At 62.4% G+C, this 23,197-nt stretch carries 17 protein-coding genes and 6 pseudogenes; 8 read left to right on the top strand and 15 right to left on the bottom strand.

Translation table 11 applies throughout. From position 1 onward, the window contains the following. Window positions 1-625 precede the first annotated feature (625 nt). The 3 genes from AC0L7P_RS14565 to AC0L7P_RS14555 form a co-directional block, all read right to left on the bottom strand. Complete coding sequence (locus tag AC0L7P_RS14565; protein WP_473433389.1) at window positions 626-856, bottom strand: PDZ domain-containing protein; 231 nt, start codon at window positions 854-856, stop codon at window positions 626-628. Beyond that, complete coding sequence (locus tag AC0L7P_RS14560) at window positions 772-1,923, bottom strand: hypothetical protein (protein WP_473433388.1); 1,152 nt, start codon at window positions 1,921-1,923, stop codon at window positions 772-774. Before AC0L7P_RS14560 ends, AC0L7P_RS14565 begins: the two co-directional genes overlap by 85 nt. Before the next feature lie 115 nt (window positions 1,924-2,038). Then, the gene (locus tag AC0L7P_RS14555; protein ID WP_473433387.1) at window positions 2,039-2,779 is read right to left on the bottom strand and encodes a sulfite exporter TauE/SafE family protein; all 741 of its coding nucleotides are present in this window, start codon (window positions 2,777-2,779) and stop codon (window positions 2,039-2,041) included. Window positions 2,780-2,864: 85 nt separating this feature from the next. Here AC0L7P_RS14555 and AC0L7P_RS14550 point away from each other — a divergent pair, with 85 nt between their 5' ends. After that, on the top strand, window positions 2,865-3,962 hold the full coding sequence (locus AC0L7P_RS14550; RefSeq protein WP_473433386.1) for an AbrB family transcriptional regulator: 1,098 nt from the start codon (window positions 2,865-2,867) through the stop codon (window positions 3,960-3,962). Here AC0L7P_RS14550 and ggpS read toward each other — a convergent pair. Genes ggpS through AC0L7P_RS14535 form a run of 3 tightly spaced genes read right to left on the bottom strand, consistent with a single transcriptional unit; the run spans window position 3,951 to window position 7,312 of the window. Continuing rightward, window positions 3,951-5,459, bottom strand: coding sequence for a glucosylglycerol-phosphate synthase (gene ggpS / locus AC0L7P_RS14545; protein WP_473433385.1), 1,509 nt, complete (start codon window positions 5,457-5,459; stop codon window positions 3,951-3,953). The two genes, AC0L7P_RS14550 and ggpS, sit on opposite strands and share 12 nt — an antisense overlap. A 9-nt stretch (window positions 5,460-5,468) precedes the next feature. Continuing rightward, window positions 5,469-6,233: an HAD-IIB family hydrolase gene (locus AC0L7P_RS14540; protein ID WP_473433384.1), complete on the bottom strand. Its 765-nt coding sequence runs from the start codon at window positions 6,231-6,233 to the stop codon at window positions 5,469-5,471. Continuing rightward, window positions 6,230-7,312, bottom strand: a complete 1,083-nt coding sequence (locus AC0L7P_RS14535; RefSeq protein WP_473435470.1) for an NAD(P)H-dependent glycerol-3-phosphate dehydrogenase — start codon at window positions 7,310-7,312, stop codon at window positions 6,230-6,232. Before AC0L7P_RS14535 ends, AC0L7P_RS14540 begins: the two co-directional genes overlap by 4 nt. Window positions 7,313-7,622: 310 nt before the next feature. Between AC0L7P_RS14535 and AC0L7P_RS14530 the strand changes: the two are divergent. The 3 genes and pseudogenes from AC0L7P_RS14530 (at window position 7,623) to preA (ending at window position 10,678) form a co-directional block, all read left to right on the top strand. Continuing rightward, window positions 7,623-8,956, top strand: a pseudogene (locus tag AC0L7P_RS14530) (NAD(P)-dependent oxidoreductase). Between the two features lie 58 nt (window positions 8,957-9,014). Beyond that, window positions 9,015-9,377 carry a VOC family protein gene (locus tag AC0L7P_RS14525; protein ID WP_473433383.1) on the top strand — a complete coding sequence of 121 codons (363 nt, stop codon included), beginning with the start codon at window positions 9,015-9,017 and terminating at the stop codon, window positions 9,375-9,377. Continuing rightward, a pseudogene (preA, locus tag AC0L7P_RS14520) lies at window positions 9,378-10,678 on the top strand (NAD-dependent dihydropyrimidine dehydrogenase subunit PreA). It abuts the gene before it with no gap. A 33-nt stretch (window positions 10,679-10,711) separates the two neighbouring features. Here preA and AC0L7P_RS14515 read toward each other — a convergent pair. From AC0L7P_RS14515 to AC0L7P_RS14485, 7 genes and pseudogenes are all read right to left on the bottom strand, one after another. Next, window positions 10,712-11,749 carry a lipocalin-like domain-containing protein gene (locus tag AC0L7P_RS14515; protein ID WP_473433382.1) on the bottom strand — a complete coding sequence of 346 codons (1,038 nt, stop codon included), beginning with the start codon at window positions 11,747-11,749 and terminating at the stop codon, window positions 10,712-10,714. Beyond that, a complete protein-coding gene (locus AC0L7P_RS14510) occupies window positions 11,739-13,499 on the bottom strand; it encodes an FtsX-like permease family protein (RefSeq protein WP_473435469.1) in 1,761 nt (586 codons plus the stop codon). Before AC0L7P_RS14510 ends, AC0L7P_RS14515 begins: the two co-directional genes overlap by 11 nt. Then, on the bottom strand, window positions 13,487-14,143 hold the full coding sequence (locus tag AC0L7P_RS14505; protein WP_473433381.1) for a hypothetical protein: 657 nt from the start codon (window positions 14,141-14,143) through the stop codon (window positions 13,487-13,489). Before AC0L7P_RS14505 ends, AC0L7P_RS14510 begins: the two co-directional genes overlap by 13 nt. Next, on the bottom strand, window positions 14,140-14,787 hold the full coding sequence (locus tag AC0L7P_RS14500) for an ABC transporter ATP-binding protein (protein WP_473433380.1): 648 nt from the start codon (window positions 14,785-14,787) through the stop codon (window positions 14,140-14,142). The genes AC0L7P_RS14505 and AC0L7P_RS14500 overlap by 4 nt, the downstream gene beginning before the upstream one ends. A gap of 57 nt (window positions 14,788-14,844) precedes the next feature. Beyond that, window positions 14,845-15,348 (bottom strand): flavin reductase family protein, encoded by a 504-nt coding sequence (locus AC0L7P_RS14495; RefSeq protein ID WP_473433379.1) that lies wholly within the window; start codon window positions 15,346-15,348, stop codon window positions 14,845-14,847. Between the two features lie 2 nt (window positions 15,349-15,350). Next, on the bottom strand, window positions 15,351-16,244 hold the full coding sequence (locus AC0L7P_RS14490) for an aldo/keto reductase (protein ID WP_473433378.1): 894 nt from the start codon (window positions 16,242-16,244) through the stop codon (window positions 15,351-15,353). After that, window positions 16,244-17,399 (bottom strand): annotated as a pseudogene (locus AC0L7P_RS14485) (LLM class flavin-dependent oxidoreductase). Before AC0L7P_RS14485 ends, AC0L7P_RS14490 begins: the two are co-directional and overlap by 1 nt. Before the next feature lie 87 nt (window positions 17,400-17,486). Between AC0L7P_RS14485 and AC0L7P_RS14480 the strand changes: the two are divergent. From AC0L7P_RS14480 to AC0L7P_RS14465, 4 genes and pseudogenes are all read left to right on the top strand, one after another. Next, window positions 17,487-17,642 (top strand): annotated as a pseudogene (locus AC0L7P_RS14480) (GntR family transcriptional regulator); the annotation flags it as partial. A 175-nt stretch (window positions 17,643-17,817) separates the two neighbouring features. Further along, entirely contained in the window at window positions 17,818-18,180 is a 363-nt protein-coding gene (locus AC0L7P_RS14475; protein ID WP_473433377.1) for a UTRA domain-containing protein, read from the top strand. A gap of 8 nt (window positions 18,181-18,188) precedes the next feature. Beyond that, the gene (locus AC0L7P_RS14470; protein WP_473433376.1) at window positions 18,189-19,280 is read left to right on the top strand and encodes a Gfo/Idh/MocA family protein; all 1,092 of its coding nucleotides are present in this window, start codon (window positions 18,189-18,191) and stop codon (window positions 19,278-19,280) included. A gap of 102 nt (window positions 19,281-19,382) precedes the next feature. Next, window positions 19,383-21,802 (top strand): annotated as a pseudogene (locus AC0L7P_RS14465) (GcvT family protein). Here AC0L7P_RS14465 and AC0L7P_RS14460 read toward each other — a convergent pair. Both AC0L7P_RS14460 and AC0L7P_RS14455 read right to left on the bottom strand, forming a co-directional pair. After that, window positions 21,803-22,411, bottom strand: a complete 609-nt coding sequence (locus AC0L7P_RS14460) for a nucleoside/nucleotide kinase family protein (protein ID WP_473433375.1) — start codon at window positions 22,409-22,411, stop codon at window positions 21,803-21,805. It lies immediately after the preceding pseudogene. Continuing rightward, window positions 22,408-23,192: pseudogene (locus AC0L7P_RS14455) on the bottom strand (ATP-binding cassette domain-containing protein). The gene AC0L7P_RS14460 and the pseudogene AC0L7P_RS14455 overlap by 4 nt, the downstream one beginning before the upstream one ends. Window positions 23,193-23,197: the final 5 nt, after the last annotated feature.

The following is a 23,197-nucleotide window of genomic DNA, read 5'->3' as shown; positions in this document are numbered from 1 at the left end:
CGAGCAAATGGAAATGGCAAAGTCGCTTTTGGCGCGCCACCTTGCCCCGCCGGTCCTGGTGCTGCCGAACGTCCGGGATGGGAAATGCCCGACGCGCCGCCAGCCTAGGGTGCGTGGGGGGCGCATCACGCTGGCTAGCGCGCCCACATTGATTACGATGTCCACGACCCGGCGGCTTGCGACAGACTTGCAGGCAAGTGGCGTCTTTGGATTTTCGGAAAACACGATCAACCACCCCGACGCACAAGCGTTGTTTCAACCGAAAGGATGACGTCGATGAAAGCAAGACTGATCCCCGGCAAGCTGGCCCCCGGCGACGTGAACAAAAACAGGACGGGCGGCTGCTGTTTCGGGCATCGCCCGCCCTTGAACGCTTGTCGCGATCACGTCGTTGCGCGCCTATGTCGTTACGGCCACCCTGAACGCGGTGATCGCGGCACGTGTCCCCGGCGTTTTCGCGGCAGGACACCACCAGCGGCCGTTGTGCCTTGTGATCTGTGCGGACCTTCTGCAACGCTCAGAGGTGTTTCGAAACGATAATACAGATACGAAAGAGGGCGGGATGTCAGGCCCAGCCCCTGCGCCACTTGCCGTTGCCATCAAAAAGCCGCGTGACGGTTGATTTTTAATTGCCCGGATTGAAGAACCCGGTGATTTTGCCGATGTCATAGGTCTTGCCATCTACTGTCGTGAGCGTCCTTGCGTCGGTTTCGCGCAATGCGCAGAACTCGTCCAGGGTGATGCCATCGACTGTTTTGCCGTCGACTTTGCTCACGATTTCGCCAAGGGTAAGGCCTGCTTTGTCGGCAGGACCGTCCCTGGCCAATGCAGCCACGATGATTTTGCCATCCCGCATGGTGTATCCGGCGGACGGCACGTCGGACGGGGGGCAATGGTGTCGTCATCGGCAAGGGGATCAAGATACATCATCTGTGACGACCAATCGAAGGTGACGACGAAATTCCTGAGAAACGAATGCCCCATGTTGCCCGCTGTTGTCGGCGCCATGCCATCACCGATCAGAACCGGGGTTTTGATTTCGATAGCACCGAACCGGACGGGCAGGGCCATGGCGGTCAGTTTCGTTTCGAATGCGCCCGCGCCACCACCCGCGATGTTGGTGGTGGATGGTGCATTCGGGGGAACAACGATGCCAACCCCGGCGATATCCCTGGTGTTGATGGTCAGGGGAATGCCCCCGCCAGTGTCCACAAGAAAGGTCAGCGTGCCGTCGCCGACCCCCAGTTCAACAATCGGCGAGGGCGAAAGGTTGCCCGGTTTCACGGTGAAGGGCAGCGCGATGGCGCCGTCGATATGGTCAAGCTGACCAACGGTTGCGGCGACTGTTATCTTGTGGGTGCCATAGTTGATTTGCCAGACCGCGTTGCGCATGGCCGGCGCGCCGAGCAACCCGTGCGGCGCGACGCAATAAAGCGCATCGGCAGGCGCCCAGCCCGTCGCCCCGGTCACATCGGTGATCGTAAGCGCGCCTTCGATCGACAGGGATGGAAAACGTTGCAGCGGGTTCCACAACAGGCGCCCACCCCCGGCAATGCTGACCTGTTCGATGATGGTTTCACCGCCATGATCCGCGGCTATCTGTGACGTTACGAAGGTGGGCGCGCCCGTGTCGACCATAAACGGCAGGGGCGCGCCATCGCCAAAAGAAACGTCGACAACGATGTGGTTCATGATCTCATTGAACGGAAAGGTCACGGGCAGGGCGGCCGGGTCAACGCGGTTCACGGTTGGCAGAAAATCGTCGACCCCGGCAAGAAACGCGAGCAGTTTTTCCAGCCGCGCCCTGTTTTCGGGCGAAACCTCGTGATCCTGGGCGCCTGACGCGGTGCCGGTCACAAAAAGCGTTGCCATCACCAGAGCGGATAAACGCAACCACCCCCGCCCGATGCCGGTCTTTTCCATGTCCGTCCCCCTGAAAGGTTGATGCAACGAAGGGTTTTGAACCCCGATATTGCAGGGCGCAGGCCAAATGCCGTGGATTTCAACCTATACAGGTGCAAAACACCTGTCACCCGCGTCACGGCCAAAGGATCAGCTTTGCCGCCAGAATTACCAGTGTCACAAGGATCACCCGGTCAAACGCCCTGGGCGAGATCGACCGGGCCAGCCGCGCCCCCACCGGCATGAACGCCCAGAGCGGGATCAGGGCCACAGCACTCAGGAACAACATGTGCCGGTCATAAAATCCCAGCGCGACGAGCGTGGGAAACTGCATCGCCCCCATGGCCACGAAAAACAGCGATATGACCGGAATGAACTGTGCGCGGGGCAACCCCATCGCATTGAGAAAGCTGATCGAGATCGGCGCGGAAATACCCGCAGCCCCCTGAAGGATACCTGCCGCCACGCCCACAGGCAGGACGATCCGGTCGGCCTGCGCCTGCGCCAGCCGGAAATCCCTGCGCCACACGCGCAGAACAACATAGCCCAGAACAACCAGCCCGACCGCCAGTGTCAGAAACCGTGCCGGCACGGTGGCCAGCAAGGCACTGCCCACCAGCACGCCCAGGGCACCGCCCACGGCAAACCGCCAGGAAAACCCACCGTGCGTGTGGGTGCGAAATTGCCATAACTGCCAAAGGTTCGTGGCCAGGTTGGGCAGCACCAGAACCACAACCGCCAGCCGCACATCGAAAAGCGCCGCCATCACCGGAATTGCGATGATCGGCGCACCCATTCCGGTTACGCCCTTGAGAATGCCGCCAAGGGCCAGCGCCACGAACAGGGCACAATATGCAGTGAAATCAAGTTCGATCATCTGCCTGATCTAGCAAAGCTGCGGGGGCAGGGCCATGGCCAATTGTGCGCTGGTCAGCCCCAGATTTTCAAAGTACGACTTGGCCATGATCCCAATTCGTATCGGTAACGGCCCGTTTCGCCCTGATCCCCGTGTGGTGGTGTTCACCGCCTTTCTTCTGGCTTTGGGGGTGGCGGGGGGCGAAGCGGCCAAACTGTTGCATCTGCCGCTGCCGTGGATGATCGGCGGTCTTGTGACCTCGGCGGTGATGGTGGCCATTGCGCCGGGCCGGTTTCCGGTGGGGTATACGTTTCCCATGGGGTTCCGCATGCTTGTCATTGCGGTGATCGGGGCGCTGATCGGGGCGCAGGTGAATGCCGGGCTGTTGGCGCAATGGTCGGAAATGATCGTGAGTCTGGTCGGGGTCACCCTGTTTGTCTTTACCGCCCATGGGGTGAATTTCTGGCTGTTCCGCCGTCTTGGCGGCTATGATCGGGCAACGGCGTTTTTCTGTGCCACCCCCGGCGGCGTGATGGAAAGTATCACCCTTGGCGAACAGGCCGGTGCCGATATCCGGGTGCTGACGCTGCAACAGTTTCTGCGCATCATTCTGGTGGTCACGCTGGTGCCGGTGGGGCTGTCGGTGCTGCACGGCCATGCTGTCGGAAGTTCGGCGGGGGTCAGTTTTTCACACGGCGCGGCGCGGCTGTCGGATATTCCCGAACTGATTGCCGTCGCTTTCTGCGGTTTGATGCTGGGGCGGATACTGCGCCTGCCGGCGGGGCAGTTGACCGGGCCACTGATGGTTGCCGGGGCGCTTGGCGCGCTGGGGCTGTTGGAGATGAACCCGCCGGGGTGGGTTCTGGGCGCGGCGCAGGTGGTGCTGGGAACAAGTCTGGGCGTGCGGTTCATCGGGATCACCGGGCGGATGCTGCGTCTTGGGCTTTGGCTGGCCATATTGTCGGTGTCGGCGATGGTGGGGCTTGGTGTTGCACTGTCCGTGATCATTCACGCCATCACCGGCCAGCCGACCGAGGTTCTGGTGCTGTCCTTTGCGCCGGGCGGGGTGACGGAAATGGGGCTGGTGGCCCTGTCGCTGTCAGCGAACCCGGCGGTGGTGACGTTTCACCACCTGTACCGGATCACACTGACCGTTCTGGAAATGTCGGCGCTCAGCCGGTGGATTGCCCCGTCAGGCCGGTAGCTGGCCTGTCTTGTTTGCCGCTTCGCCTGCCTTGTCAAAGGCATCCTGCTGCATGTCGCCCCAGGCCCGGATATCGTATTTGCGCACCACATTGCGCAGGCGTGTCATCCGCTGGCGCCGCTCGTCCTCGGGCATTTCCAGCGCGGTCAGAATGGCACTGTCCATAGAGCGGTGGGAATAGGGGTTGGTGATCACCGCCGCGCCCAGTTCAACCGCCGCACCGGCGAATTCCGACAAAACCAGCACCCCGTCACCGTCGGTGCGTGCCGCGACATATTCCTTGCACACCAGGTTCATTCCGTCCGCCAGCGGCGTGATCCAGGCCACATCGGCCGCCCGGTAATAGCTGATCAGTTCCGAAAACGGCACGGCGCGCGAAATCAGGATGATCGGGGTCCACTCGAAGGTGCCGTATTGGCCGTTGATCCGGCCCGCCGTCTGTTCGATGGCATCCTGCACCTCGGCATAGGCGGTCATGTTGCGGTTGGCGCTGACAGACACATGCATCAGCCGCACCTTGCCCCGCAGATCGGGATTGTCGCGCAGCAGGCGACCGAAACTTTCCAGCTGATCCACGCCGCCCTTGGTGTAATCGGTGCGCCCGACCGACAGGATCAGCCGGGTATCGCCCATTTCAGCGCGGATCTCGGCGGTGGCTGTGGCGGTTTCGGGGCGATCTGCCTGCGACAGGATATAATCCACATCCACGCCCACGGGGGCGGTGCTGATATGCACCTTGCGCCCATGATGGTGCAGCTCGGTCGGGACGGTGCGTTCGGTCAGGGCCGTACCCTCCGAGATGAAATCATCCTGAACCCGGACGCGCACGATGGCATCGACATCAAACAGCGACCGCGCGACCGAGACGAAATTCGACGCATAGCGCGCGATGTGAAACCCGACCACATCACAGGCCAGCAGACTTTCGACGATCTCTTTGCGCCAGGGCAGCACGTTGAATATATCCGCCGCCGGAAACGGGGTGTGGTGGAAAAACGCAATGCGCAGATCCGGGCGCATCTGGCGCAGATACCCCGGCACCAGCCACAGGTTGTAATCATGCACCCAGACCACCGCGCCGATTTTCGCCTCGGCTGCGGCCGCTTCGGCAAAGGCGCGGTTCACATCGCGGAAATTCTTCCAATCCACCGGGTCGTAGTTATAGCGTTCGCGAAACCCGTGCAGGATGGGCCAAAAGGCCTCTTTGCTGGTCACATGATAGAACTGGCTGACCTGATTGGCGGTCAGGGGCAGGCGCGACACCGCATAATCGCCATAGCTGTCGGAAATATCGACAACCTGTTCAAAACCGGGATTCTGCGGGTCATCGGCCAGCTTCCATGCCACCCATGCCCCATGTTCGACCCCGCCAAAAAAGCTTTTGAGCGTCGGGACAATCCCATTGGGGCTGGAATTTTCCTTGAACACGATCTTGCCGTTTTCCTCAACCTCTTCATAGGGTTGACGGTGATAGACGATAACCAGATCGGATGGCATGGGGACTCCTCAGATGTTGGGGTGCAGGTTCAGCACGCGGATCGCCTCGGTGATCCCGGCGGCACCGATGGCCTGGGCGCGGTGGACATGATCCAGCCCCTCAAGCCGTGACAACAACGCCGGTTCCGATCCACCGACCGCAACGGCAGGCAGGCCAAGGGCCAGCATCGAATAATCGTTCATCGTGTCACCCGCCACCAGCAGGCGGGCCGTATCAATGCCCAGATGGTCGGCCAGAAGGCGGATCGACGGGCCTTTGCTGATCCCTTTCGGCAGCACATCGAAATAGCGTTCATCCGACACCAGAACATCCAGCCCCAGCGCGGTCACGGTGTCATGGCTGACCGGATCAAAGATGTCGGGGGCGTAATCATAACTGACGCGATAGCGGAAATCGGTGTCTTGCAGGGTCAGCCCCGGCGCATCGGCCAAAGCGGCGCGCACCCTTGCCCCGGAATCGTTCCAACGGCTGGCGATTTCTGTTTCCAATTCGCCAATGGGTGTGACCTTGCCGTCGCGCACCTGTGCGATGGTGGTGCCCACATCGCCCACCACGTAATCGGGCCATGGCAACCCGTCGTGGCACATCCCTTCGATGAACTGCGGATCGCGCCCGGTGACAAAGATCAGCCCCACCGTATCGCGGTTGCCTGCGATCCAGTCATAGAGCTGTTTGCGGTCGGTTTCGGTGCCCCCCAGAAACGTGCCGTCAAGATCGGTGGCCAGCACGAATTGCTTGGCCGAAATCGGTTTTTCAGTGACGGGCGTGGTCATGATGCACCTCCGTTTGCGGGCACTGCCGGGATTTGGGCCGAAGGGTGATCCAGCGACAGCCCCATGGCGCGCGGTTCGAATTCGATCGGTGATGACCACATGCGCGCAAAGGTATCGTTCAGATCGGCGCCTTCGTGCAGGATGCGGCGCACCGCCTCGCAGATCGGCATGGATACCCGGACACGGCGTGCCAGATCGGTCACGGAAATCGCGTTCATCTCGCCCTCGACCACCACGGGGCGGCCCTCGAAACATTCGGCGCGCGGGATGCCCGCGCCCAGTTGCGTCCCAAGGGACATGTTGCGCGAACTGTCCGACGAACAGGTCAGGGTCAGATCGCCCGCGCCGGACAGGCCGGTGACGGTTTCGCGCTGCCCCCCCAGGGCCTCGGCCAGACGCTTCATCTCATCCATGCCCCGGGTGATCAGGGCCGCGCGGGTGTTCTTGGCAAAACCAGCGCCCGTCATCATGCCACAGGCGATGGCGATCACGTTTTTCACCGCACCGCCGATTTCCACGCCCACCAGATCGTCAGAGATATAGGTGCGGAACGACGGCGTGCTAAGCGAAACCGCGACCCGGGCGGCGGGGCTTTCCATCGGCGACAGGCGGTCGTTGTACGAGAATTTGAACGCCACCGTCGCGGCAGTGAAATGGCCCATCGCGGTTTCATCGGCAAAGGTCGGCCCAGAAATCACGCCCACGGGATGATCGCCCAATTCATCGGCCACGATATGCCCCATCAGAAACCCGGTGCCTTCCTCGATTCCCTTGGCGCACACCGCCACCGGAACGCCCTTGCCGATCAGCGGCGCGATCTGGCTGCATATTTCGCGGATGGCGATCGAGGGAATGACGATCAGCACCGCCTCGGCGCCGTCCAGGGCCGCCGCCAGATCGGTGGTGGCCACGATGCCCGGTGCCAGATCAATACCGGGCAAAAAGGTGGTATTGCGCCCGTTGGTGTTGATGTCGTCAATCACGGCGCTGTCACGCCCCCACAGGCGCACATTGCGCCCGGCACGACGCGCGACAGTGGCAAGGGCCGATCCCCAGGCGCCGGCGCCCAGAACGGCCATGGTGCCATAAGGGCGCGCTTGCAGGGCAGGGCGGGGCAGATCGGGCGGGGCGTTGGTCACGGCATCTCCTTCGGCGCGGACGGGCTGCACGGGTAACGCGTGCCGCAGGTGCAAAGTTCCCTTGCTGCTGTGCAGAATACAAGAGCTTTCGCGCCACAGTTTGCCACAATGCAGCGGTTCTGACCACCGAGGGTGCGACACGGCCACCTCATTTCCTTGCAGAGGGGCGGTGGAAATAAAAAATTTTACCAGTTGATAAAATTTCAACCTGTGGCAAGCTAAACCTGTTCCAGCAACCGGGGAGGCAGCGATGAGCAACAATCAGATGACGCCGGGGGTGGCCGCAGGGCGTTTGCCCGATGCAGCCTATTCCGACAATTTCACCGACCTTCATCCCCCCTCGACGGTCACGAGGCGGCGGTGGCCGCTGACCGGTGTTATTTCTGCTATGATGCACCCTGTATCACGGCCTGTCCGACCGACATTGATATTCCCCTGTTTATTCGCCAGATCACAACCGGCACCCCCGAAGCGGCGGCGCGCACGATCTTTGAACAGAACATTCTGGGCGGTATGTGCGCCCGGGTCTGCCCCACAGAAACCCTCTGCGAAGAGGCCTGCGTGCGCGAAGCGGCCGAGGGCAAGCCGGTGGAAATCGGGCGGTTGCAACGCTTTGCCACCGATACACTGATGCAGGCTGACGTGCATCCGTTCACCCGCGCGCCGGAAACCGGCAAACAGGTGGCGGTGGTGGGCGCGGGGCCAGCGGGCCTTGCCTGTGCGCACCGTCTGGCCATGCTGGGCCACGGGGTGACGCTCTATGATGGGCGGCCCAAGGCGGGCGGGCTGAATGAATACGGCATCGCCAGTTATAAAACGCCAAACGGGTTTGCCCAGGCCGAGGTGGACTGGCTGCTTGCCATTGGCGGCATCACGGTGGAACTGGGGCAGCGGCTGGGCGAGGGTCTGTCCCTGTCCGGCCTGACCGCTGATTTCGATGCTGTGTTCCTTGGGGTCGGCCTTGGCGGGGTGCGGGCATTGACCGTTCCGGGGGCCGATAAGGATGGCGTGCAGGATGCGGTGGATTTCATTTCCGATCTGCGCCAGTCGCCCGACCTGTCCAGCCTGCCCGTGGGGCGCAACGTGGTGGTGATTGGCGGCGGTATGACAGCGGTGGATGCCGCCGTGCAGGCGCGGCTGTTGGGGGCGCAGAATGTCACCATCCTTTATCGCCGTGGGCGCGACGGGATGAATGCCTCGGTCTTTGAACAGGATCTGGCCGCCTCGAACGGCGTACGGATCATCACCAATGCCGTGCCCGTTGCGGTGCATGGCAACGGCAGTGCGCAGGAAATCGAATGCGCCTATGTCACTGACGCGCAGGAACACACGGGCGAGGTGTTTCGCCTGCCTGCCGATCAGGTGCTGAAAGCCATCGGTCAACTGATTGACACCACCCCCGATGGCCTGACCCTTGATGGTCAGCGCATTGCCACCTCGGGGGCGGGGCGCACAAGCATGGCAAGCGTCTGGGCCGGGGGCGATTGCACCGCCATGGGCGACGACCTGACCGTGACCGCAGTGGCACAGGGGCGCGACGCGGCGCTGGATATTCACGCCGCCCTGTCCGGTGCAACAGGATGAGCGTTTCATTCTCTAAAGATGGAAGGACAACAGTATGACCATCTCACGGATAAATTTCATGTCGATACCGGTTCACGATCAAGATCGTGCCATCGCCTTTTACCGTGATCGTCTTGGCATGGAGGTGCATACCGACGCCGCATATGGTGACGATTGGCGATGGGTGTTTCTGAAAATTCCGGGCGCCGAAACGATGATCCAATTCGCCAAGGCCGCCGAAATGACGGTGGCACAGGATCATCCCGCCCTTGTGCTGGTCTCGGATGATGTCGAGGCCGAGGTTGCCGCCCTTGCCGCGTCAGGGGTCACCGTTCGGGATGGTCCCGATGATGCGCCCTGGCAGCCGGGCGTGCGATACGCATTGATCGAAGACACCGAAGGCAACGTTATCTTGCTGGAATCTTTTAAGGGAGGCGCATAAATGGCTGATCTTTCAACAAATTTTGTCGGTATCAAGTCACCCAACCCATTCTGGCTCGCCTCGGCGCCGCCCACGGACAAGGCCTATAACGTGGTGCGCGCCTTCAAGGCGGGCTGGGGGGCGTGGTGTGGAAAACCCTGGGCGAGGAAGGCCCGCCCGTGGTCAACGTCAACGGCCCGCGCTATGGCGCGATCTGGGGCGCGGATCGCCGCCTGTTGGGGCTGAACAACATCGAATTGATTACCGACCGCCCGCTTGAGGTGAACCTGCGCGAGATCAAGCAGGTGAAACGCGACTGGCCGGACCGCGCCATGGTGGTCAGCATCATGGTGCCCTGCGAAGAGGCGGCGTGGAAGGCCATTTTGCCCCTTGTGGAAGACACCGGCGCTGACGGGATCGAGCTGAACTTTGGCTGCCCCCACGGGATGAGCGAACGGGGCATGGGCGCCGCCGTGGGCCAGGTGCCGGAATATGTTGGTATGGTTGCCCGTTGGTGCAAGCAACACAGCCGGATGCCGGTGATCGTCAAACTGACCCCCAACATCACCGACGTGCGCCACGCCGCCCGCGCGGCGGTGCAGGGCGGGGCCGATGCGGTCAGCCTGATCAACACGATCAATTCGATCACCTCGGTTGATCTTGATACCATGTCGCCCGAACCCAGCATCGACGGCAAGGGATCGCACGGGGGATATTGCGGCCCGGCGGTGAAACCCATCGCCCTGCACATGGTCGCCGACATCGCCCGCGACCCGGAATGTAACAACATTCCGATCAGCGGCATCGGCGGTGTGACCACATGGCGCGATGCGGCGGAATTCATGGCACTGGGGGCGGGCAATGTGCAGGTCTGCACCGCCGCCATGACCTATGGGTTCAAGATCGTGTCGGAAATGAAATCGGGCCTGTCCCAGTGGATGGATGAAAAGGGATATACATCGGTTGATCAGATCACGCGCCGCGCCGTGCCCAACGTGACGGATTGGCAGTTCCTGAACCTCAATTATGTGGCCAAGGCAAAGATTGATCAGGAACTGTGCATCAGTTGCGGGCGCTGTTTTGCCGCCTGCGAGGACACCAGCCATCAGGCGATCGCCATGTCCGACGACCGCACCTTTACGGTGATTGATGAAGAATGCGTCGCCTGCAACCTTTGCGTCAATGTCTGCCCGGTGGAAGATTGCATCACGCTTGAACCCATGGCCCATGGCAAAACCGATCCGCGCACCGGCAAGGTGGTGGAAAAGGAATATGCCAACTGGACGACGCACCCCAACAACCCGGGCGTTGCGGCGGAATAACCCCTTTGCCCTCCGGCGCGCGCCGGGGGCAGATCATTCGTATCCTGTCATCTCAAGATACCCGCGCCCGCTGTGCGATCCGGCAATGCGCACCGGCCCTTCCCAATAGGGCAGGCTGGTGTTCATCCATGCGTCGGGGTTCATGGCGCTGATCGTCACATCCACCCCTTTTTCGGGCAATTCCACCCGCCAGACCACGGGCACAGCGCGCCCCGCCACCCGGTGGCGTTTTTGCGGTGTCATCGCCAGATCGCCGTCGTCAAAGGGCGTTGGCGTGCCATCGGGCGCAATCCATGTGGCCGAGGTGAATCCGCCGGTCCCGCTGCGCAACACAAACCCCATCAATTTGGCACCACTGTCGAAACTCAGTGAAACCCAGTCCCAGCCGCTTTGATCCGCATCCAAAAGCTGCGACGACCATTCACGATCCAGCCAGGCCTGCCCCTGCACCGTGACCGGGCCGCCGGGCAGAAACAGGGTGCCATTCACGGCGTAAAACGGCTGGGAATAATACCGGCTTGCCTGGCCTGCGGCGGATTTCACCGAATATCCCCCATCGCCCTGCGCCACCAATGGCCCCTTGGCCGCAAGGCGCAGGTCATAGCCAAAATCGCTGCCCTGCGCGCTCAGGGTCAGGGTGTTGATGTTTGGCCCTGTCATCTGCCACTCATCAATCCACGCCGCAAAACCATCCTGCACCGAAACGCCCGCCTGTCCGGTGCCGCCCCGCGCCAGACGTTCGGTCACGAAGTGATCTGTCGGTGTGGTCAGGGCCGCGTGGCCCATCCATGCCTGATCTTTTGCCGCACCACCGGGGCGCAGGGCCGAGCGGAACAGCGTCCATTGCACGCCGTAGTCCACGCCATCGTCGCCGGTCAGGTTGGCGGTCACATACCACCATTCAATCCGAAACCCGGGATGCGGTGCATGATCGCGCGGAAATATGAATGGCCCCGGCGTGACAGCTTCAAACCCGTCATTGGCGGCGCCCAACCCGGCAAACCCCTGTGCCAGCGCGCCGCCGGCCGAAACGGCAAACAATACCGCGCAGATCAACCCTTTAACGTTCATGGGCAAACATCCCCAGCAAGCGCGCAGGCGGCATCCGCGCAATGCGCAGCGCCGGAAACAGCGCCGCCAGCCCCGCCGCCAGCAACGACAGAACGCCCAGTATCAACCAATCGCGCGGGAACAGGAACAGCGGCAGGCGCCAGCCGAACGCCTCGACGTTCACCACCGCCAACAGGACCCAGGCCAACAGCAGGCCCACTGGCACGGCGCAAACCAACGTCAGCCCGGCCAGCACCAAAGCGCGCAACAGCTCCAGCCGCGCAAGGCGGCGGCGCGACACCCCCAGCGCCCAGACGGGGGCCAGTTGCGGCAGGCGCATGGCGGCAAGGGTCAGCAGGCTGGTGAGAATGGCAAATCCGGCAACTGAAAGCGTCAGCACATTCAGGGCGCGCGACACGGTGAATGTCCGCTCGAATATCCCCAGCGAAAACGCCTTGATCGAGGCCTGATCGACGATGTTGTCGGCAGGCAGGCCGAAATCGTCGATCAGGGCGCGGCGCAGCGTATCAACATCGCCGTGTGGCAGGCGCAGGCCAAAGCGCAGGCGCTCCACCTCGGGGTAATGGGCGGTCAGCGTGTCGATCCCCATGAGGATCTGCCCCAGTGGATTGCCATAATCACTGTAAACGCCCAGAACCGGCGCCTGCCAGTCGCGCAGGGGCAGGGTGGCGCCGGGCCACAGATCGGCGCGCCGGGCCAGTTGTTCATTGACCAGCACGCCCTTGCCCGCCGCGAGGTTGTCCCACAGATCGGGGGTGGTGGCGATCATGGGCCAGTTGTCGCGATAGGTGGGATGATCGGCCACGCCGTAAATCTCGCCCGGCTGCCCGGCCAAAGTGGCGTCGATACTCCAGATTGGCAGGGTTGCATCAACACGGGGCGCCAGAAATTCCTGCAATGCGGTGGCCTGTTCCGTGGTTTCGGCGGTGACGTAAAGTTCGGAGGCCAGCCGTTGATCCAGCCACCCGGTAAAGGTGAGCCGAAAGCTGGAAACCATCGTGCCGACCCCGATATTGGCCGCCAGCGCCAGCAGCAGCGCCATCAGGGCCAGGGAAAGCCCGGGCAGTTGTTGGCGCGTATCGGCCCAGAACCATTGCGCCAAAGGCCCCCGCGCCAGTCGCGCCCCAAGGGCCATGACCCCGTAAAGAACAAGAGGCAGGGCAAGGGCCGCCGCGATCAACAGCGCCCCCAGCATCACGAAAGCAGCGATCAGCCCGCTGCCAAAGGCCAGCGTCGCCGCCGAGAGTGCGGTCAGAAACACCGCGCCCGCCCCCTGCCAGACCAGCGCCGATTCCGACGCCCGCGCCCAGGCCCTGGGCTGTGCCGGGGCCAGCAGGGGCAGGCGCGCCACCTGCCACAGCGACGCAACAGCGGCCAGCCCCGTGCCCAGCACCGCAATGCCCAGCCCGCTCAGCCACCAGATGGGGCGGATCGACAGGGTGCCTTCGACCGAAGCCCCATAAAGCCCGCGCAGGGTGGCCGCGACATTGGGGATAAGCGCGCTGGCCAGAAGATAGCCCATCGCGATGCCAAGGGCGCCCGACACCAGCGCCAGCACCAACAGCTCGGCCAGCAACAGCGCCAGCAGGCTGCGCGCAGGCAGACCAAGGGCGCGCAGGGTGCGAAACACTGGGCGGCGCTGTTCAAACGCCAGCCCGATGGTGCCGCGCACGATGAACAGCCCTACGGCAAAGGACAGCAGGCCAAAGGCCGTCAGGTTCAGGTGAAAACTGTCGGTCAGGGCGGCCATGTCGGTGCTGGCCTTCGGGGCGTTCTGCACCAGATCGGGGGCGATATCGGCCAGATCGGGGCGTTGGCGCGGTTGATCGCCCAGCACCACAAGACGGGTAAACCGGCCCTCAAGCCCCAGCAATCGTTGGGCCACAGGAATATCGCCATAGGCGATTCCGGGGGCAGGCCAGCCATTGAGACAACAGTGGGCAGATCGGCCCCCACCAGCCGCGCCATGGTTTCGGGCGCGGCGATCAGGGGGCCGCCTTTGCCGATGAATGTCGCGCTCAGGGCGGTGTTGCCGGTTCCGGCGGGCAGATCGGCAAGGGGCAGGGTGAACGGGTCGATCCCGATGATATGCAGGGGGCCGGCCTTGGTGGTGATCGTACCTTCCACCACGGGGCTGACCAGCCACCCGGCGCGGCGCAGGGCGGTGAATGTGGCGGCATCCAGCGGCGTGCCGTCGGGGGTGGTGATCGTGGCGCGGGGGGCGGGGCCAAGGGCGGCGGCGGCGCGGTCATAACTGCTGCGCGCTTCGGCGTTGATCGCCTGCACCCCCGACCACAGGGCGGTGGCCGTGGCCAGCCCCAGAACCAGCGTCAGCAATTGAAAAGGCCGCCGCCGCCAGTGGGACAACAGCGCATGCAGGGCGGCGCGCCTCATGGCACGATGCGCCCCCGTTCCAGATGCGCCTGTCGATCCAGCCGCGCGGCAAGCCGGGGCGAATGGGTGACCATCAACAGCGCGGTGCCGGTTTCCCCCACCAGCTCCAGCATCAGGTCCAGCACCTGTTCGCCGGTGTCCTCATCCAGGTTGCCGGTGGGTTCATCGGCCAGCACAAGGCGCGGACGCGCGGTCAGGGTGCGCCCGATGGCAACCCTTTGTTGCTGTCCGCCTGAAAGCTGCTCGGGGAATTTGCGCAGGTGATCGGCCAGCCCCAGCCGCCGGGCCAGCGTTTGCGCCCAGGCCGGATCGGCGCGACCGGCCAGCCGGGCCTGAAACGCGATATTGTCGGCCACGTTCAGCGATGGGATCAGGTTGAACTGTTGAAACACCACGCCAATGGTCGTGCGCCTGAGCGCTGCGCGCCCGGCATCATCCAGCGCGGTGATGTCCTGATCGTCGATGTGAATCGTGCCGCTGTCGGCGTGATCCAACCCGGCGATCAGATGCAACAGGGTGCTTTTGCCTGACCCGCTTTCGCCCGTTAGTGCCAGCGAGGCACCAGCGCCAAGGGACAGATCAACGCCGCGCAAAACCGGCTGGCCGCTGTCCCAGGATTTCGTGATGCCCTTGACGCTCAGCACGGCTGTTTCCTTTTACCAGCACGACAGGTAGCATGATCGGCCGGTAAAGACAGGGGGTTAGTCCAGCGGCGAATGGCCGCCGTATTGCCCCGAGGAAAACACCAAAGGCGCGCCGGGGCGGATTTGGGCCGTCAGAACCCGCCCGACGATGATCGCGTGATCGCCGCCGTCATGTACCGCGTGGCGGGTGCATTCGAACCGGGCAAGACAGCCTTCGATCAGGGGCGCGCCGCTGTCACCGGGCGCCCAGTCAAGCGCGTCAAAGGCCGCGCCGTCGCGCACGAAGGCATGGCATAATTCGGCCTGTTCGGCCCCCATGACGTGGATTGCATAGTGGCTGGCCGCCTCGAACACCGGAAACCGGCGCGCCGCCCGGGCGGGCGACCACAGCACCAGCGGCGGGTCAAGCGACACGCTGGCGAAACTGTTGGCGGTCATCCCGAGGGGGCCATCGGGGGTGTCGGTTGTCACCACCGTTACCCCGGTGGCAAAGCGACCCAGAGCATCACGAAACACGCGGGCCGTGTCGGGGCCGGGGATGAAATTATGGGCCTTGGCCATGGTCAGGGAACCTCTTGTCCGGTGGCGTGGGCGTAAAGTTCAAACCAGGTCTGGCGGTCAATTTTCACCTTAAGGGCGTCGGATAACGTTTTGATACGGTTTATGTTATTCGTTCCCATAACGGGCATGATCCGCGCCGGATGCGCCAACAGCCAGGCCACGGCGATGGCGGCCATGTCCACGCCCTGTTCGCGGGCCAGCGCGGCAAGGGCCGTGCGCAACGGGCCATGGCCACCCTTGCCTGTCATCAGGCTGCCACCGCCCAGCGGCGACCACGCCATGGGGGCGATGCGGCGCTCTTGCAGGAACGCAAGATCGCCATCGGTGAAGGGCGCGGCATGGCCCAGGGATATTTCGATCTGATTGGTCAGCAACGGGTTGTTCATACCCGATTGCAGCAGCGTCCAGTCGTGGGGTTTGAAATTGCTCACCCCGATGCCGCGCACCTTGCCCGATGTCACCAGATCATCCAGCGCGGCGCCGGTTTCGGCGGCATCCATGAACGGATCGGGGCGGTGAATCAGCAGCAGGTCGATATGGTCAATCCCCATCAGCCGCAGCGAGTGATCGACCGAGGTTTCAATGTGGGCGCGCGAGGTGTCGTAATGTTTCACCCGCATCCCGGAATGGCGCCCGACAGGGGCGACGATATCGCATTTTGTCACGATTTCCATACGGTTGCGCAGATCCGGGGTCAGGGCGGCGCCCATGATTTCCTCGGCCATATAGCCGCCATAGATATCGGCCTGATCCAGGGTTGTGATGCCTTGGTCCAGGCAGGCGGCGATTTTTTCGCGGATGTGGTCGGGGGCGGTGTTGGCATCATCACCCAGCCGCCACATGCCATAGATGATGCGGCTTAATGACAGGTCATCACTCAGGTGTATGCGGTCCATCAGTGGCGTTCTCCTGCGCCCAGGGGCGTCTGCGGTGTGTCATCCGGCACCCGGCCATAGGCGTGGGGCAGTGAGCAGGTTTTCATCTGCGGCAAAACCCGCTGTCCGAACGATTTACATTCATCCATATGGGGATACCCCGAGAAAATAAAGCTGCGGATGCCCAGTTTTTGATAGGCTTCGATCTTGCTCAGCACCTGATCGGTTGATCCGACCAGCGCCGCGCCACAGCCGGAGCGCGCCCGGCCGATGCCTGTCCACAGGTGCGGTTCGACATAACCGAACTGATCGGACAATTCCCGCGCCCGCGCCTGATGGGCCACGCCCAGGCTGATGCTGTCATGGGCGCGATCACGGATCAGTTTGCCATATTCATCATCCAGCTTGCTGACCAGATGATCGGCGTATTCGCGCGCCTCTGCCTCGGTATCGCGCACGATCATGTGGACACGCAGGCCATAATCCAGTGTTCTGTTATATTTTTCAGCAGCTTCGTTGGCGTCCTTCATGCGTTGGATGATGTTTTCCTCTGGCTCGGGCCACATCAGGTAAACATCGCAATGCTGGCCGCACAAATCACGGGCCGCGGGGGAATAGCCGCCAAAATAAAGCAGCGGCCCGCCGGTTTGATAAGGTTTGGCCGGATCGGTGGGAACGTCTTTGAAATTATAGACTTGCCCGTCATAGTTGATGTGATCTCTGGTCCAGGCCTGTTTCAGAATCTCGACCACCTCGCGCGAGCTGTTGATAGCGAAACGTGCTTTCGGCCACCTCACCGGGGAAATCGGATGAAATCACGTTGAGGGTCAGCCGCCCCTGCAACATATGATCCAGCGTCGCCACGGTGCGCGCCAGCATGATCGGCTGCATTTCGCCACAGCGGATGGCGGCCAGCATGTTGATTTTTTCGGTGATCGGCGCGCAACCGGCCACGAACGATAGGGTGTCCTGACCCACCTGATAGGACGAGGGGCACAGGACATTGCGAAAACCCTGGGCCTCGGCCTCTTTCACGATGGCGCTGCAATGGTCCCAGCTAGAGCGAAGATCGCCATCGGGAACGCCGAGAAACTGGTAATCGTCGGAACAGAGCGCCGAAAACCAAGAGACTTCGGCGCCGTCGAGATCGGCAGAGGTGACGGGAACTACGGTCATCGAATCTTTCCCTGATTGGTGCGGTTTTCCCTTGCCTAGCACCCCCATAGATGTGCATCAATAGTATATCAATTTGATGGCGCAGATATGACCGAACCGCAAACCCTGCCACTTTACATCCAGATCGGTGATGCGTTGCTGCATGACATCGCCGCCGGTCGTTTTATCGAAGGGGAACGCCTTCCGCCCGAACGGGTGATGGCGGCGCAACATGGCATTTCGGTTGGCACCCTGCGCAAGGCGTTGGCGGATCTGACCGAAAAGGGCCATCTGGAGCGGCGGCAGGGATCGGGCAATTATGTGCGCCGCACCCGGGATGCGGGCGGGCTGTATGCGTTTTTCCGGCTCGAATTGCTGGACGGGGGTGGGCAGCCAGCGGCGCAGGGGATCAGCGTTGATCTGTTGAATAAACCGAACGATGCGCCTGATTTCGGCCCCTCACCACAGGCGCAGCGGATCTCGCCGGTTGCGCACCCTTGGCGGTGTGCCGGCGGTGGTCGAGGAAATCTGGCTGGATGCCCATTGGACCGGGGCGTTGTGCCTGGGCGATCTGGAGGGGTCGCTTTATCACCTTTACCGCAGCCGCTTTGGCCTGATGATTTCCCGGGCGGAAGATCGGGTTGGCGTGGGCGAGATGCCCGATTGGGGTGGGTTGCTGCCTGCGGGGGCGGTCTGTGGATTTATCGAACGGTTGAGCTGGGATCAGAACGGCGCGCGGGCCGAATATTCGCGCAGTTGGTTTGACCCGAACGTGGCGCGCTATGTATCGCGAATGAAATAGGGGCTGAAATGACGAAAACTGTGCATTACGGGGTGATCGGTTGTGGGATGATGGGGCAGGAGCATCTGCGCAACATCGCCCTTGTCCCCGGCGCGCGGGTTGCCGCGATATTTGAGCCGGATCCGGCCATGGCCGCTGCCGCGCGGGTCACGGCACCCGACGCGGTGCTGTGCGATACGCTGGCCGATCTGCTGGCGTGCGAACCGCTGGATTGCCTGGTTGTTGCATCGCCCAACCACACTCACTCCGGGGTTCTGGGTGAAATCGCCGCGCGCCGTCCCTTGCCCTTGTTGATGGAAAAACCGCTGTTTACCGATCCGGGCGATCGTGACCGGGTGCTGGCCATTGGTGATGCCTATGCCGCGCCCCTGTGGGTGGCGATGGAATATCGCTATATGCCGCCGTTGCAGGTGTTTCTTGAAAAAATGCAAGAGGCGACAGGCGGCATCAAGATGCTGACCATCCGTGAACACCGCTTTCCGTTTCTGGAAAAGGTGGGAAACTGGAACCGGTTCAACCGCAATTCAGGCGGAACCTTGGTGGAAAAATGCTGTCACTTCTTTGATCTGATGCGGTTTATCCTTGGGGCCGAACCGGTGCGCGTCATGGCCAGTGGCGGGCAGGTGGTGAATCATCTGGATGAGGTTTATGACGGCGAACAATCCGACATTTGGGATACCGCCTATGTGATCGTCGATTTCGCCAATGGGGCGCGGGCCATGCTGGATTTGTGCATGTATGCCGAAGGTGCGCGGTTTCAGGAAGAAATCGCCGCCGTTGGCCCCACGGGCAAGATTGAGGTGAAGGTGCCCGGCCCGACCCGGTTCTGGCCTGCCCATCTGGGGGCGCCGCCTTTGCCGCAGGTCGTGATTTCGCCGCGCACCCCCAAGGGACCACAGCAGGTGGATATTCCGGTTGATCCGGCGCTGCTGACCGCCGGAGACCACAACGGTTCGACGTTTTATCAGCATCACCGGTTCAACGCCGCGGTGCGTGGCGATGGCCCGGTCGAAGTGTCATTGCGCGACGGCGAACGCGCCGTGGCCATGGGCATGGCGGCACAGACCTCGGCGCGGGAAGGGCGCGCCGTTGATATGTGAGGCCGAAACGCGCGGATGCGTCATCTTTTGTCGCAATCGGGCGACGCGGGGCGGGGTGGCTGTTGCTAGGCTCGGGGGGTTCACAGCAAGCGGAGCCTGACCATGAAAAGCCACACCCAAGTCGTTGTCATCGGGGGCGGCGTTGTCGGCTGTTCGGTGCTGTACCACCTGACGCGGTTCGGCTGGAGCGATTGCGTGCTGCTCGAACGCTCGGAACTGACCAGCGGATCAACCTGGCATGCGGCGGGGGGCATTCACACGATCAACGGTGATCCGAATGTCGCCAAGTTGCAGAAATATACTGTCGATCTGTATCGGGAAATCGAGGAATATTCCGGGCAGGATGTGGGGTTGCATCTGACCGGCGGTGTCATGCTGGCCGCCACGCCGGAACGGTTTGACTGGCTCAAATCCATGCTGGCCAAGGGGCGGTATCTGGGGCTGGACGCCGAACTGATCACCCCGAACGAAGCGGCCGAATTGTTTCCGCTGCTGGACCCGACGCAATTTGTCGGCGCGCTGCATGACGAGGCCGAGGGCCATCTTGACCCCTACGGCACCACCCATGCCTATGCCAAATCCGCGCGCAGGAACGGCGCCGAGATTGAATTGCACACCAAGGTGGAAGCGCTGGAAATGCTGGGTGATGGCACCTGGCGCGTGACCACCGACAAGGGTGACATCATCGCCCAGCATGTGGTGAATGCCGGCGGGTTGTGGGCGCGCGAAGTGGGGCGCATGGTGGGGCTGGAACTGCCGGTTCTGGCCATGGAACACATGTATCTGCTGACCGATGACATGCCCGAGGTGGCGGCGTTCAACGATGCCACGGGGCGGGAAATGCTGCACGCCGTTGATTTTGATGGCGAATTATATCTGCGGCAGGAACGCAAAGGCATGTTGATGGGCACCTATGAAAAGGCGTGTCGCCCATGGTCGCCCAAAAACACCCCGTGGAGTTTCGGGCATGAGCTGCTGGAGCCGGATCTTGACCGGATCGCGCCCAGCCTTGAGGTGGGGTTTCGCCATTTCCCGGCGTTTGAAAATGCCGGGATCAAGCAGATCATCAACGGCCCGTTTACCTTTGCCCCCGATGGCAACCCCCTTGTCGGGCCAATCCGGGGCTTGCCCGGATTCTGGAGCGCCTGTGGCGTGATGGCCGGGTTTTCCCAGGGCGGGGGTGTCGGGCTGGCGCTGGCGCAATGGATGGTCAACGGCGATCCGGGGATGGATATTTTTGCCATGGATGTCAGCCGCTTTGGCGATTACGCCACGCTGGCCTATACCAATGCCAAGGTGCAGGAGAATTATGCGCGGCGCTTTTCCATCCGCTTTCCGAACGAAGAACTGCCCGCCGCGCGGCCCCTGAAAACCACGCCGATCTATGATCTTTTGGCCGGGCAGGGCGCGCAGTTCGGCGCGTCTTTCGGGCTGGAATCCGCCCTGTGGTTTGCGCCCGAGGGGGTGCGGGATGCGTTTTCGTGGAAACGCTCGACCGACCACGATCATGTGGGCGCCGAGGCCCGGGCAGTGCGCGACAGCGTCGGGGTGATCGAAACCTCGGGGTTTGCGAAATACAGCGTAACCGGGCCGGGGGCGCGGCCTGGCTGGACCGGATTTTGGCGGCGCGCATTCCGGCGCCGGGACGGATGGTGCTGGCGCCGATGCTGAAAGACGACGGTTATGTCATCGGGGATTTCACCCTGGCCAATCTTGGCAAGGGTGAGTTTTTCATCGCCGGATCGGGCATCGCCGAGGAATATCACATGCGCTGGTTTGAACAGCACATGGATGAAGGCGTGTCCGTCGTGGCCCATGGCGCCGATCTGGTGGGCCTGTCGATTGCCGGGCCGAACGCCCGGGCGGTTCTGGAAAAGCTGAGTGATGAGGATGTCAGCGCCGAAGCGTTCAAATTCATGGACATACGGCGCATGGATGTTGCAATGGCGCCCTGCATCGTGGGCCGGGTCAGTTTCACCGGCGATCTGGGGTATGAGATCTGGATGAAACCCGCCTGTCAGCGCCACGTTTATCTGGCGATCAAGGCGGCGGGTGAAGAATTCGGCATCCGCGATTTTGGTCTCAGGGCGTTGAATGCCCTGCGGCTGGAAAAGGGGTTTGGCGGTTGGGGCCGGGAATATCGCCCGATCTATTCGCCCTATGAGGCCGGGCTGGGGCGGTTCGTCGCTCTGGGAAAAGACGCTGATTTCATTGGCAAAGCGGCGGCAACAGCGATGAAGGCCGAGGGCGGCAAAATGCGCCTGCGCACGCTGGTGGTTGAGGCCGAAGATTGCGATCCCATCGGGGATGAGCCGATCTATCACGCCGGTGCCGTCGTGGGGTGGGTCACGTCGGGGGGATATGCCCATGCCTCGGAGGTGTCGGTTGCCGTGGGTTATGTGCCGCGCGAATTGGCCGAGGTCGAGGCGGGGTGGGAAATCGAGGTGCTGGGCATACGCCGCCCCGCCACCCTGCGACGCATGCCGTTGTTCGATGCCAACGGCAGCCGAATGCGCGCCTGATCAGCCTGCAACGGTGATCGTGGCGGGCAGGCGGTGTTCCATGACATCCTCGGCGTTGGGCATGTCGTTTTCACGCAGTTTGGCAAAGGCTGCCTCACCGTCCAGCCCGTGTTCGCGCCAGCGCTGCATCAGCCGGCTGCGCAGGGTGGCCTCGGGCACATCCAGCCAGACCGACAGGGACCAGAGTTTTGTCAGCTCGCGCCAGTCGGGGTGATCGTACAGCAGGTAATTGCCCTCGACGATCACAAGATCGGTGTCGGCCTGCAACATGGCAGCCCCAACAATGGCCAGATCGCGGTTGCGGTCAAACAGCGGATAATAAACGGCACCGCCTTCCAGCATGTCCAGCATCAGGCGGGCAAAACCACGGGCATCAAACGTGTGCGGCGCCCCCTTGCGCGCCCGATCACCGCGCGCATCAAGAATGGCGTTGTCCAGATGAAACCCGTCCATGGGCACCACCTGTGCGGTGCGCCCCGCGCGGATCAGATCAAAGGCGAGCCGTTCGGCAAAGGTGGATTTGCCGCTGGCAGGCGCCCCCGCCAGTGCGATCAGGTGGCGCCCGGGGGGCAGGCGCAGGGCGAGGGTGGCCGGGTCCGGGCCGTTCATGCGGCCTGTGCCGGTTCTTTGGCGCCGGTCATAAAGGCCACGGCGTCGGACATGGAATATTCATCCGGTCTGATCACGGTCAGGCGTTTGCCCAGACGGTGAATGTGAATCCGGTCGGCCACCTCGAACACATGGGGCATATTGTGCGAAATCAGCACGATCGGCACACCCTTGGCGCGCACGTCCTGAATCAGCTCCAACACCTTGCGGGATTCCTTGACCCCAAGGGCCGCAGTGGGTTCATCAAGGATGATGACCTTTGACCCAAAAGCGGCGGCGCGGGCCACGGCGACGCCTTGCCGCTGACCGCCTGACAGGGTTTCAACCGATTGATTGATGTTCTGGATCGTCAGAAGGCCCAGTTCGGTCAGCTTTTCACGGGCGAACCGCTCCATCTCGGCCTTGTCGAGCTGGCGCAGCCATTTGCCGCGAAACCCGGGTTTGCGCAATTCGCGGCCCATGAACATGTTGTCGGCGATCGACAGGGCGGGCGACAGGGCCAGTTGTTGATAAACCGTGGCAATTCCATGATCGCGGGCATCAAGGGGGATGAAAAATTCACCCGCTTGCCCTCAAGAAACACTTCGCCTTCGTCGGGGGTGACGGCGCCTGACACCGCCTTGATAAGGCTGGATTTTCCGGCGCCGTTGTCGCCGATCACGGCAAGAATTTCACCCGGGTACAGTTCAAAATCGCAATGATCCAGCGCGGTGACCTTGCCATAGCGTTTGACCAGATTCTTGCCTTGCAGGATGGGCTGGTCGGTGCGGGGGGATGCCATGTTCA

The sequence above is a fragment of the Oceaniglobus sp. K40-3 genome (assembly GCF_055808395.1).
Note: the sequence above shows the minus strand (reverse complement) of the source record. Positions and strands in the feature narration are given on the sequence as shown.